This is a genomic window from Psychrobacter sp. Choline-02u-9, assembly GCF_002836505.1.
Taxonomy (GTDB): Bacteria; Pseudomonadota; Gammaproteobacteria; order Pseudomonadales; family Moraxellaceae; genus Psychrobacter.
This window is the reverse complement of sequence record NZ_PJBF01000040.1, coordinates 211,854-224,655: the sequence shown is the minus strand read 5'-3', so window position 1 is coordinate 224,655 and position 12,802 is coordinate 211,854. Positions and strand designations below refer to the sequence as shown.

Genomic DNA, 12,802 nt, shown 5'->3' with positions numbered 1-12,802 from the left:
GAGACATGACAACGATAAACAAACAATGGCGACTAAAAGCAAGACCTGTAGGCGAGCCAAGCGCTGAGACTTGGGATTATACCGAGACAGAAATACCGACGATTACCGATGGTCAGTTGCTGATTAAGGTTGAATATATCTCTATCGATCCGGCAATGCGTGGTTGGTTGAACGATGCCAAATCTTATATCGCGCCAGTACAAATTGGTGAAGTGATGCGCGCTGGTACGGTAGGCGAAGTGATTGAAAGTAAGCATGAGAAATTTGCAGTAGGTGACTATGTCGCAGGTCACGACGGCGTACAGTCATATGCGGTCAGTGATGGCACAGGTCTACATAAAGTTGATCCAAGTCTAGCGCCGCTGTCTTATTACTTAGGCGTACTCGGTATGCCGGGGATGACAGGGTATTTCGGTCTCCTAAAAACGGGTCAGCCAAAAGCTGGTGAGACGGTAGTGGTATCAGGAGCTGCCGGTGCGGTTGGTAGCTTGGTTGGTCAGATTGCCAAAATTAAAGGCTGCCGAGTCGTTGGTATCGCGGGCGGCGCTGAGAAATGCAAGTTCTTGGTCGATGAGCTTGGGTTTGATGCGACGATTGATTACAAAAACGAAGATGTGAAAAAAGCACTAAAGAAAACCTGTCCAGACGGCGTCGATGTGTACTTTGACAACGTAGGCGGTGATATCTTAAATGACGTGCTTACTCAGATTAATCTACATGCGCGTATCGTTATTTGCGGGGCTATCAGCCAATATAACAATACCACAGCAGTAAAAGGCCCATCGAACTATCTATCACTATTGGTCAATCGTGCGCGCATGGAAGGCATCGTGGTGTTCGATAATATCAAAGAGTATCCAATCGCCATGAAAGAGATTGCTGGCTGGATTCAGTCAGGTGATATGAAAGTAAAAGATCATATCGTTGAAGGTATCGAGACGTTCCCTGATACTTTGATGATGCTCTTTAACGGTGAAAACTTCGGCAAACTAGTACTTAAGGTAGAGGGATAGATCATGACACTGAATACAAATGGAATTGCATCAGATGTAGCTGGCAAACGAATTTTGATCACGGGCGGTGCGTCAGGTATCGGTGCAGCAAGCGCATTGTTGCTAGCCAGTCGCGGCGCAAAAGTCGTCATTGGTGATATGGCAGAAGAAATGGGCGAAGCAGTTGCCAAACAAGGTCAAGACGCTGGCAACAGTATCGTCTTTAAAAAAGTAGACGTGACCAGTGGTGATGAGGTACGTGCGTTGTTCGACTTTGCAGTAGAAACGCTTGGTGGCTTAGATGTTGTGGTAAACAATGCTGGTATCGACCATAAGCCTTCGCCAATGCACGAGCTAAGCGATGATGATTTTGATCGCAATATCGCAGTGAATTTAAAAGGCGTTTGGCACTGTATGCGTGCTGCGGTCAATTGTATGATACCTAACGGTGGTGGTCATGTGATCAACGTGGCATCTATTGCAGGTCTGCGTTCAGCACCTATGATTTCAGCCTACAGTGCAGCTAAACATGGCGTTATGGGTCTGACCAAATCTGCTGCCCATGAGTATGCCCGTGCCAATATCCGTTTCAACGCTGTATGCCCAAGCTTCATTGATACGCCAATGGTTCGCAACACCATGGCAACGATGGATGAGCGTACGCAGCAAGCAACGATTAAGGCCAGTCCACTGCGCCGTTTAGGAAACGTTAGTGAAATCTCTAGTGCAATTGCATGGCTTGCCAGCGATGAAAGCAGTTTTATGAATGGCCATGCCTTCACCTTAGATGGTGGTATGCTAGCGTAACCGTGATCGTTGAGCGCTCTTTGTTCAGTTCATTAGTGCTCGATAATCGCTGTTAGTTTTGACAGCGATTATCTGCGTTTAGTTATCTGATTTTAGATACACGTTTTAGATACATGAATTTAGTGCTCAAAAATTATTGAAAATATAAAGTTTATAAAAATATAAGGAATAATGATGAAAGATTTATTTGATTTAACCGGTAAGGTTGCTCTAGTAACTGGTGCTAGCCGTGGTATTGGTGAGTCTATTGCCCGTCTATTGGCATCAAGAGGCGCACATGTGATTGTCTCTAGCCGCAAAATTGATGCTTGCCAAGCAGTTGCAGATAGCATTAAAGCTGACGGTCATAAGGCCAGTGCTTTTGCATGTCATGTAGGAGACATGGAGCAAATTGACGCAATTTTTGAGCATATCAAAAGTGAATTTGGTCAAATTGATATCTTAGTCAATAATGCTGCAGCCAACCCTTACTATGGTCATATCTTAGATACAGATTTAGCCGCCTTTGATAAGACTGTTGAAGTTAATATCCGTGGTTACTTCTTTATGTCGACGGCCGCTGGCAAAATGATGAAAGATCAGGGCGGCGGCGTCATCTTGAATACCGCATCGGTCAACGGCTTAGTAGCAGGCGATAAGCAAGGTATCTACTCAATTACCAAAGCGGCAGTCATTAGCATGACCAAAGCCTTTGCTAAAGAATGTGGCCCACTTAATATCCGTGTTAATGCGCTATTGCCAGGTTTAACCGATACTAAGTTTGCTTCGGCTTTGACTACTAACGATAAAGTCTTAAAAATGGCGCTACACTCGATTCCGCTAGGACGTGTGGCTGAGCCTGATGAAATGGCTGGTACCGTATTGTATCTAGTGTCGGACGCTTCAAGCTATACCACAGGCGCGACTATCGTTGTCGATGGTGGCATGCTGGCTTAATTAGCAAACTACAGCATATAAGTTCAAGAACAACTTACTATAAAGAGCCGCATGAGATTTATTTTCATGCGGTTTTTTTGATTTATTTTTTAATAGAATGTCTAAGTAATCTTGGTTTTGCACTATCGAATAAATTGCTAATTTTAAATGAGCATCAGCTGTATAGTGGCATAATAAATGTGCTAATAGCTACTTGGACAATATAATGGGGTCACGCATGGATTCAGTTATCAAAAATAAAATAAAAACGATTTCTCAAAATGAAACATGGCTGTTTGTGCCAGCGACTCGCATCGATAGAGTGGCGAAAGCCTTTGCTAGTGGTGCAGATGCGGTTATTGTCGATTTAGAAGATGCCGTTGCGCCAGAAGATAAAGCATCCGCACGCGAAGCATTACAGCAATATCACGACAGTTCAGGTTATCAGCCGGTTTGGGTGCGTATTAATAAGGCAGGTAGCGAAGAGTTTTTCAAAGACATAGTGCTCTGTCAGAAAATGCCCAATTTGGCTGGCTTGTTATTGGCCAAAGCTGAGAAAGCAGAAGATATTAATAGCGTACATCAGCTTACCAATTTACCCGTGATTGCATTGATTGAGAGTGCGATAGGATTGTATCAAATCGATAGTATGGCAAAAGCAGTCGGACTGGCCGCGTTTAGTTATGGATTTTTAGATCTTTGCAATGATTTGCAGGTACAAGTAGGAACGCCTGCTGCTGATATCATCGCCAATCAAGTTCGCTATCAACTAATCCTGACGTCAAAAGTACACCAATTATCGCCGCCTATCGATACTATTTATCCTGATTTCAATAACGAAGTTGGACTGAGCGAGCGAGTACAGTTATGGTCAAAAATGGGAATGTCAGGGATGCTGTGTATTCACCCCAAGCAAGTGGCAGTCGTCCAACAAACATTTCAACCGACAGATGTCGACTTGTCCTTTGCTCAGCGTGTGGTTGAGGAGTACGAGCGGAGCGGGCAGGCAGTATTCAAAATAGATGGCGAGATGGTCGATGCACCAGTGATTGAGCGTAGTCGTCAACTGTTGGCAAAGTAGCAGGCCAATCCATATTTAGTTAAATATAGGCAGTCGATTCAATATAACTTGGATACTAGGGCGTGTCCTCAATTCAATCGATAGTTATCTAAATGGGTTAAAAATGGCTAAATCTTGCCAAATGGCGTCAAATAGCTGACTAATATCTCGATATTATCTGCGCTGTTTTCCTTGTTTGACTGCGATTTATCTCATTTTTATCCCCATTCTTAAAATGAGGACACGCCCTAGAAAGCCGAGTGAAAGTATTACAAGCAGTATACTAAGCGAGACTGACACCGTACCTAATTTATAGAGGCTTGACTATATAATGCTTTATCATAAATCATATCTATTCACATTCGATAACAGCATACTATGATTTTTATTAATAATAATATTAGCCTCAATGATAATGAGGTAGAGATCAGCGCCATACGAGCGCAAGGCGCAGGTGGGCAGAATGTCAACAAAGTATCTTCTGCCATTCACCTGCGTTTTGATATTAATAACTCAAGTCTGAGCGATGAGTACAAGCAGCGACTGCTAAATAGTAAAGATAGCCGAATAACAAAGGAAGGCGTGCTAATTATCAAGGCGCAACAGTTTCGAACGCAAGAGCGCAATAAAATAGATGCGCTTGAGCGTTTGCAAAGTTTTATCACCAAAACCACTTACGTTAATAAAACCAGAAGGCCGACCAAGCCAAGCAGAAATGCCAAACGTAAACGGGTGGATAAAAAGACCCAGCGCGGTAAGACAAAGGCTTTGCGCGGTAAAGTAGATTTTTAAAAAATTTATGATATTAGGTTTTGTCGTTGAGAAGTTGTGTAGTAGAAAACTTATAGAGTAAAAGCTGTAATAGGCTATGAGGTTTTTTTGAATTTAGAATGGTATAGGCGATTAATTATCACCTATACCATTATTCTGTATTAACGACTTATTTAGAATGCGCCATTAAGTCCAACAAATAGGCTGGTTGAGTCATCGTCATTACCTTGTGAATGGGTAATACCAGCATTGGCATTCAATAGGCCAAAGCTTCTAGATAGGCCAAGTGTCATAGCAACGTTATCATCATCAGTTTCGACCATAGGCGTTTCAAAGCTGATATTTGGTAGCGTATTCAAACGTGCGGTTACCGCTTCGCGATTGTCACTCAGCTGCTTTTGGTAATGAATATCACCAAATAAGTTGAGGTTCTCCATCAAACTATGATTAGCCTTAAGACCAAGCTTGCCATATGTCGTAGAGTATTTCTGCTCATCGAACTGCATAGCAATGCCAGACATCTCTTTTTCTTTGAGTCCGTCAATTTTTACGCGGCTCGCTGTTGCACCGATATAAGGCGTAACGGCAATATTGCTCACTTGCATCGGGTAGCCTGCCTGCAAGTTGGCATAAAAGCGCTTGCCATCAGCATTTGACTTAAACTGTTGTTGGTTGCTGCCAAGTGTGACAGCACGTGTGACATTGACATCTATGTTGCCAAATCCTGCAGCACCATTGATCTGTAAACCGCCAAACTTGTTGCTATGATAGACACCAAAACCGAACTCTCCTAGATCAATATCACTCAAACCTGTGCCAACGTCTGAGTTTTCAAAGTCTTTTTGGGTAATGTTACCGTATAAACCTGTCACTGCATTTGCTGAGTTAGGATGAGCAAAATCTACACCAAGCAATACTTGAGTATTATTATCACCATCAAACCCTGCAATTTCTTGATTGGCCACTTCACCGACGGCCCATAGTGTGCGGGCAGGTTTTTGCTCACTGCTTTGGATTTGGTTGACGTGTGACTGTAAGCGTTCATTGGTTGCAAGTCCAGTTGTCGTTGCAATATGAGGCAGTACACCGATTAAACTAGGCGCAGTAACAACAGCGTTTGCATAGTCGGCGATCAGTTGGTGGGTAGCGCCTGTTGGATGTATACCATCAGCGAAGAAGTAGGTTTCGTTGGCATTTGCTTCTACAAGCGTATCAGGCCCACAAGTTAGAGAGCTATTGTTGTCACCGCAAGCTTCATCGGTGACATTAGTGAAACCATACTGAGCAGGCGACGCAATGATCTCCTGAGTTAAGCTAAACATATCTAGCGGTATGATATTAGCGCCAGTATTTGCTGCGGCACTAAGCATGAATTGATTGTATAGACTGGTAGCACCAGTACTTTGCGCCTGCGCTACAGGCCCTTGATCAATAACTCTAGGGGTTAGACCGACATCAGGAATATTAGGTACCAAGATATATTTGGCACCATTGTCTTTTAATGCATTAATAGTTTCGGTTTGGCTAGCTACTGCTCCAAGTATGATCGCTTGGGCATTAGCAGGATCTTCAGCCGCTGCAAGCAAGTCATTTGCACCTGCCCACACCACATAGAGTCCGTTAGGGTCTACTGTGTTATTAGCGAGATAACTATCGACTTGGCTATTGGCAGAAGCAATAGGAATACCGCCAGGGAAGGCCGCTTCTTCGCCTGCTCTTGCACCACCGATAGCGTAGTTATTACCAATTTGAGGACTACCGAATACAACGGGAACAGCCGTGGTACCTAGCTGCTCAGCGAATGAGGTTGCCCATGTGTTGTCAGGATTGGTGGTAAACTGAGCAGGACCTGGTACAACTTGACTAAAATAGCCACCATCGGTCAGGCTATCACCGAAAAAGGTGACACTGTCATAAGCACTTGCGTGAGAAATACCAGCGATAGATAGGCTGACAGCCAGCATGCTTTTGGTAAAAGTTTTGAGAGTGGTATGGCTAATTTTAGAACGTGAAGTATTACGAGGCATAGCGACTTCCTTGTCATCAATGTAATAGTTTGTCAACCGAGTGTAACCACTTTTTAGAAAGCTAGCAATCGTTTTGATTGCAAAATTGCAAGAATATCTCCTTATTTGAATAAGTTTTTAGAGCATAAAAAAGAGGTATTCAAGTATTAAAAAATCATACTGTCTCGCTCATGTAATTGCTTATTTAGCCTAAGCAACTATCTAGTCATAAATAGTATAAACTCAACACTCAACAATAAGATAATTAGGTCGGATGAGCATATAGATGTCTACTGCCAGCAATAGCAAAGTATAGCTAGCAGTATCAATACTATGGAAACTGAAATTAAGCTTGTTTTTGTGGACGCAATAATAAGGCAAGTCCAAGCGCTACAAAAGCTGCGATACCAGATATCATATAACTGATACTAAAATCCCCAGTGATTTCTGCGAGATAGCCTGCTGCCACTGGCCCGAGAGCCTGTCCACCTGAAAAGGCAAAAGTCAGTGCTGCAAGTGCACTTGCCGCCGCTGCAGGACCGAAATAGTCTCCCGCCGAGGCAGCCATAATGACAGGCACACTCCACACCACTAAGCCAAACAGAATAATTGACCAGTACAGCCCTAAACTCCAATCAGTAAGTCCGACCAACAGATAAGCGATGGCAAGGAAGAAAAAAGCCAGCGCTAGACCAAGGCGTCTGCCAATATGGTCAGAAATCCAGCCAAACAACATACCTGAGAACATGCTAAGTAGTCCAATCCATGCCCAAATACCACCAGCAGCCGCTTCACTCAGTTGATACGAGCTAACCATAGTGGTCACGATGAAGGTGACGTAAACCATATAAGTAGCACCATAAATAGCAAAAATGACACCTAGATGTACGAGTAGCTTAATATTGCTACGTTCTAGCTTTTTCTTATTTGTAACAGGTAAGGTGGGTGCGCGCCCAAAAGGGCTTTGGCTGACATCGTCTGGATGATTGCGAATCAAAGTAAAAGTAAGCCAAGCTACCGCGATATTAATCACGGCAAAAATTAGCCAACCTGTCTGCCAAGACAGTAGAGTAGAGATAGGTAAGAGTTTGGGTACGACAAAGCCCGATAAAATGATACCAAATCCAGGCCCAGCCATGACCAGTCCTAAAGCGAGCCCGCGGTGCGAAGGAAAAAACCAATGCGACATGACGCTCATCATTGGTAAGACCACGCCGCCGCTACCGATACCTGTCAGTACATAGAGTGCGCAAAGTATTGGAAAACTGGTGGTAAAAGCCATACCGAACATAGAGACAGCAATGAGGAGGATGCTTGCCGTCGCAGTCGTTCGAGTACCCAACCGAGGTAGAATAAAAGGACTTAGAAGCACTGCAACCAGATATCCTATCAGGTTAGTGAATCCCAAGATTCCGCTTTGGGTATAATTTAATCCTAAAGAGGATGACATGGACGGTAGTAACATGCCAAATGCGAATCGTCCTAACCCAAGTCCGCAGAACATTGCTACAGAGCCTGTCGCAGCAACGATCCAAGCATAATGCAACCTGCCTAGCTTAAGGGGCACAGTGTTATCTTGATTTCCTTGATCTTGACTGTCTTGTTGAGTCATTCGATCAGACATCACGAATCTCCATCAAGTTGAAAATTCGTAATATATATCGTCACTAAATTTAGATCGTAGGTAATGACTTCCTTGTTTTGAATATTATTCATTTCACACTCATCCTTTTGTGCTTAATCCCTATCAGTCCTTTATTGAGTATACTTATAGCCTAAGCATACTTATGTCCAATGAAATTAGTATAACTGCACCTGAACGTTCGTTCAATGAGTATATAAGCAATCCTCGTAATGCTTTCACAGACCATAACAAAAAATGCCAGCCCATTTAGATGGCTGGCATTCTGCTTATTATTTTCTGACGGTTCCTTCCTGACTACTATTTTTTGGCTATCTTTTAATATCGACTTATTAGCTAGCCAAGTCGTTTACTCAATTCAGGAAAGCGTTTAATCATAAACAGCATTAATAGTAACGCCACAACTGCGATAGCCGCACCTGTATATCCTATGCTAGATAGTGAAATGTGCGTCACGGCATAACCGCCGAATAGTGCACCCGTACCAATTCCCAAATTAATAATACCTGAGAACATCGACATCAGCATGTCTTGTGCATTGACGTCGACCATGATGACTTTGGCCTGCATGGAGATAATCAGTAGCATGAGCGCCGCGCCCCAAAGCAAAGCGATAAAACTGAGCGCCCATACAGAGGTCACTGCTAGCAACAGCGCAAGCATAGACACGAGCATCAGTATTGTCGATATTAGCATCAATCTGGTATTGAACCGATCGCCCCAACGACTAAAAATCACACTGCCTACAATTCCTGCTGCACCAAATAGTAACAGTACAAAAGTCGCAGCATTTTCACTGATGTTGCCGACTTGGCGCATAAATGGTTCTATGTAAGAATAAGCCGTGTAGTGCGCTGTAAAGACCAATAAAATAAGCAGGTATAGACAAACCAATAAAGGGTTTTTAAGGAGTTCTGGAATCTTTCTAAAAGACCCTTCAAACATACTAGGTAGCGTTGGTAAGAGTCTCGCCTGTAGAATAAATACAATTAAGGCGATGACGCCAATACCGCCAAAGGTCGCGCGCCAGCCAAACCATTGCCCAACCAAACGCCCCAGCGGCACACCTAGGACCATTGCTAACGATGTACCAGTCGCCAGTACGCTAAGCGCTAAGGCTTTCTTACCTTCAGGCGCGACGCGTATCGCGATAGCAGCCGTGATGGACCAAAATATCGCATGCGATAACGCAATCCCAACCCGACTAATGAGCAGCACATCAAAGCTCCAGGCAAATACCGACAGTACGTGACTGGCAATGAATACGGCAAAGAGACCCAAGAGTAAACGTTTGCGCTCAAATCGACTGGTCAATAGCATTAGTGGCAATGACATCGCTGCGACAATCCAAGCATAGAGTGTCAGCATCCAGCCAGTATCTGCCGTCGTAATAGAGAAGTCCTGAGCAATGTCGCTCAACAGCGCCACAGGGACAAATTCTGTGGTATTCATAATAAATGCACTAACGCCCATCAAAAATACTTGAAAATACTGAGTTCGGCGAGCGTTTGAGCTAGCCTCAAGGTTATGTGTCATAAAATCCAATACAGATGCGAATACTACGTGTGATAGGTCAAAGTGGGGCACGCTTGCTTAGAATACAAGGTTTGCGGGGCAAGATAGCAAGTCCACGTCGATCGTGAAAGGTGTTTTTTGATAAGGATTGTTAATTGGATGTTTATTGAAGATGCTTGAGTAATATGAAACTGTCGCTAATGATACTTATTGTGTTGGGATACTTGCTAACGATTAAACTACAATTCATTTAAAAAGAAGCGACACCAGTTGTCGTAGAAGGTTTTAAGCGGCTTTATTTTTATAGGGGTTTATATTATAGTTATTGAGTAAGGCAAAAATAACAGGGCAAACAGTTAATCCTCGGGGCGCAATGCTTCACTTCTTAACTGAGTTTTTAAAGCGCTATTTTAGCGAAGTCTTTCTAGTAGTGTTATTTACGTTTAATCCTAAACTTCTGTGCCTGTACAAACCTAAAAAACCATATTTATTAATAAACAAAAAACTTAGCAGAAAAAAGCTCGTTGGCGTTGCAAAAATATTAGCAATGTAACAGCGAAAAACTGTGGCTAAAAAGTCTATCAGAATTAAAAAAATACTACCTCACCAAGTCGATTAATTTACTTAACTTTAGAGATAATGACGTCATTTAAACAATGGCGAATAGGCTCGGCTGGCTTGAAATCGGCACTCAGACCAGACAATGAAAATAAAGCGACATGCAAACCAAAATCAAAATAATAAGGATATAAATATGACGACATTAGCGTATCAGCTTGAGCAAAAACGGTTAGATAACTTTAAGTGGTCGGATGGCTCAAAGCTATCTGGTATAACGGCACTAGCAAATGATGAGAAAGGCCGAATACGAAAACAGTCATTGTTTTACCTCGAAACGGTTTCTATAGACAGTTATGAGGATGATATTTACTTCGTGAACAATACCGATGAGACGCTCAGATGGGTAGCACCCTTTAAGCTCTATCGAAATATAGGGGAAGCAAGAGCAAAGTTGGGCGATACCAGTGATGAAAACTTACGTAAAGTGACGCTTTATAGTGATGACATGGATAGCGTATATCATGATGTACTACCTAAGCAGGGCGTGCGGATTGGTAGTACTCATATCATGTATGACAGTGATGCGATGATGCAGTGGTTCATACATGTGCCTTATAAAGGGCCAGATACTCATTATGCGATTTGGCAATTTAATATAGTGGAAAAGGGCGGGATTCGAGGAACTTATCCACTGCTGTGGGATGATTTTAGTAAACCCTCGCACATGGTGAGTTGTGACTGTCTGTTTGAGCAGGCTGATATGCCGATAGAGGTCAATATTTATGAAGAGCGCTGTACAATGCTTGACAGGCTTATTGGCTCATTTGGGGTGTCCAATGCCATATTCATATTGGCAATCAATGATGTGCTTTATCGTTATGGCGTAGGCTGGAGCGCGCCCTATAGTGAGTCGGATATACAAGCACAAGACATTGCGATGAAACTAATAGAACAAAAGCCAGAAAATGCGAAAGCGGTAAAAGCCGTTGTTCAAGCGGTTTATGATTTTTGGTTTAACGAAGGTTTTGCAAAAAATACCTCAATGCAGGCTTGTGAGGAGCTTTTGAGCCTGTATCAAGCGCAGGTTGCTAGCCAAAAACCAGTTTAATTTATAAGCCAAGTTATCAAGAATAAGCCTAAATAATAATTAAAAAAGGAGAACCTTATGATGTTTCCTATTGAAAACAACGATACGTTTTTACTGTTTTTTCATGGTCTTGATTCAAGCAATGAGACCAGCAAATATACTTGTATCACGCGTGAGCCAAAATACTGTCAAACGGTCAATTATCGAGAGAATTTTGCAGAAATATTTGAGATTTATGATGAATTGATTCGCGAGAGAATCGCACAGTATCCACGTGTGGTGTTGGCAGGGCATTCTCTTGGTGGTTGGTTTGCCAATCATTTTGCCCATAAATACAACTTGCGCACACTGTTGATTGCGCCTTGTATCTATCCAAGTGAGGTATTGGTGGATCGTATCCCTGACGTGGCTGATATGAAGCTATCTTTTCCCACAACCAATACTGAGATGGTACGAGTTATGGTAGAAGTCGATGATGAAAGCTTAGACGTAGCGGTCGCTAGACGAACCTTGGTAAATCTACCTGATAGCTGGGAAGTCGATTATTTTGCAGACGGTCATCATCGTATCGCTCGTAGTAGTGATATTTGGTATCACTTAACTCATCTGTGTGAAGATGCCATCGTTTGGATGGATGAGGCAACATATCATGGTGAAGACTGATAGCGATGACAGTCAAAAAACTGTCGCGACTGATGGATAAATAAACCGCTAAAAATAATTTATTGACATTAAAGACGATCGGTCATAATATTTGTGCATGACGATTACTAAGCCAAAAGCCCGTCGAGGGCGTCCACCCAATGTTGAACGAGAGTTTACGGATACCCGTGAAGCTCTTTTGAGATCTGGGATGGAGATGCTGACAGAGCAAGGCTTTGCGACCACTGGTATCGATGCCATACTCAAACGCATCAATGTGCCTAAAGGTTCTTTCTACAATTACTTCAAAAACAAAGAAGCATTTGGACAGGAAGTATTACGGCAGTACGCGTTATATTTTGCTCGCAAGCTAGATCATTGTTTTTTAAACGAGCAAGTGTCTCCTATGCAGCGTATCAGTGACTTCGTTGAAGATGCAAAGTCAGGAATGATCAAGCATGAATTTCGACGCGGCTGTTTGGTAGGCAACTTGGGTCAAGAGATTGTCGTGTTGCCTGAGAGTTTTCGTTGCGAGCTAGAAGGTATATTAGTTGATTGGCAAAAACGTTTAGCGGCTTGCTTGCGTCTGGCAGTACAACAGGGACAAATACACTCTGATAGTGATTGTGATGAGCTTGCTGCTTTCTTTTGGATTGGTTGGGAAGGTGCGGTTTTGCGTGCTAAGTTGACGCAAGATGTCAGTCCATTAGATACTTTTTTCCGAGGTTTTGCAGCAGGGATACAGAAGTAATTTTTTTATTTATATTTTTAGACGATTGGTCTAAATTATATTTTACTTATTTA

Annotated in this window: 11 protein-coding genes; 8 read left to right on the top strand and 3 right to left on the bottom strand. The window is 42.8% G+C overall.

Annotated features, from left to right (window positions below; all coding sequences use genetic code 11):
* Positions 1–5: 5 nt before the first annotated feature.
* From CXF69_RS01505 to arfB, 5 genes are all read left to right on the top strand, one after another.
* Positions 6–1,013, top strand: a complete 1,008-nt coding sequence (locus CXF69_RS01505; RefSeq protein WP_102078819.1) for an NADP-dependent oxidoreductase — start codon at positions 6–8, stop codon at positions 1,011–1,013.
* A gap of 3 nt (positions 1,014–1,016) precedes the next feature.
* On the top strand, positions 1,017–1,799 hold the full coding sequence (locus CXF69_RS01500) for an SDR family NAD(P)-dependent oxidoreductase (protein WP_102078818.1): 783 nt from the start codon (positions 1,017–1,019) through the stop codon (positions 1,797–1,799).
* A 171-nt stretch (positions 1,800–1,970) separates the two neighbouring features.
* Positions 1,971–2,735 carry an SDR family oxidoreductase gene (locus CXF69_RS01495; RefSeq protein ID WP_205963284.1) on the top strand — a complete coding sequence of 255 codons (765 nt, stop codon included), beginning with the start codon at positions 1,971–1,973 and terminating at the stop codon, positions 2,733–2,735.
* Positions 2,736–2,952: 217 nt separating this feature from the next.
* Positions 2,953–3,795, top strand: a complete 843-nt coding sequence (locus CXF69_RS01490; protein WP_102078844.1) for an HpcH/HpaI aldolase/citrate lyase family protein — start codon at positions 2,953–2,955, stop codon at positions 3,793–3,795.
* A gap of 357 nt (positions 3,796–4,152) precedes the next feature.
* The gene (gene arfB / locus CXF69_RS01485; protein ID WP_102078834.1) at positions 4,153–4,566 is read left to right on the top strand and encodes an alternative ribosome rescue aminoacyl-tRNA hydrolase ArfB; all 414 of its coding nucleotides are present in this window, start codon (positions 4,153–4,155) and stop codon (positions 4,564–4,566) included.
* Between the two features lie 152 nt (positions 4,567–4,718).
* On the opposite strand, the gene CXF69_RS01480 is transcribed toward arfB, so the two are convergent.
* The 3 genes from CXF69_RS01480 to CXF69_RS01470 all read right to left on the bottom strand — a co-directional run bounded on the left by CXF69_RS01480 (position 4,719) and on the right by CXF69_RS01470 (position 9,729).
* Positions 4,719–6,572 (bottom strand): autotransporter domain-containing protein, encoded by a 1,854-nt coding sequence (locus tag CXF69_RS01480; protein WP_102078835.1) that lies wholly within the window; start codon positions 6,570–6,572, stop codon positions 4,719–4,721.
* A 325-nt stretch (positions 6,573–6,897) separates the two neighbouring features.
* A complete protein-coding gene (locus CXF69_RS01475; protein WP_102078836.1) occupies positions 6,898–8,175 on the bottom strand; it encodes an MFS transporter in 1,278 nt (425 codons plus the stop codon).
* 354 nt (positions 8,176–8,529) lie between these two features.
* Positions 8,530–9,729 (bottom strand): sugar transporter, encoded by a 1,200-nt coding sequence (locus CXF69_RS01470; RefSeq protein ID WP_102078837.1) that lies wholly within the window; start codon positions 9,727–9,729, stop codon positions 8,530–8,532.
* A gap of 733 nt (positions 9,730–10,462) precedes the next feature.
* On the opposite strand from CXF69_RS01470, the gene CXF69_RS01465 reads away from it, so the two are divergent.
* The 3 genes from CXF69_RS01465 to CXF69_RS01455 all read left to right on the top strand — a co-directional run bounded on the left by CXF69_RS01465 (position 10,463) and on the right by CXF69_RS01455 (position 12,749).
* Entirely contained in the window at positions 10,463–11,377 is a 915-nt protein-coding gene (locus tag CXF69_RS01465; RefSeq protein WP_102078838.1) for a hypothetical protein, read from the top strand.
* Positions 11,378–11,434: 57 nt separating this feature from the next.
* A complete protein-coding gene (locus CXF69_RS01460) occupies positions 11,435–12,019 on the top strand; it encodes an alpha/beta hydrolase (RefSeq protein WP_102078839.1) in 585 nt (194 codons plus the stop codon).
* Between the two features lie 97 nt (positions 12,020–12,116).
* Positions 12,117–12,749: an acrylate utilization transcriptional regulator AcuR gene (locus tag CXF69_RS01455; protein ID WP_102078840.1), complete on the top strand. Its 633-nt coding sequence runs from the start codon at positions 12,117–12,119 to the stop codon at positions 12,747–12,749.
* The last annotated feature ends 53 nt before the right edge of the window (positions 12,750–12,802 follow it).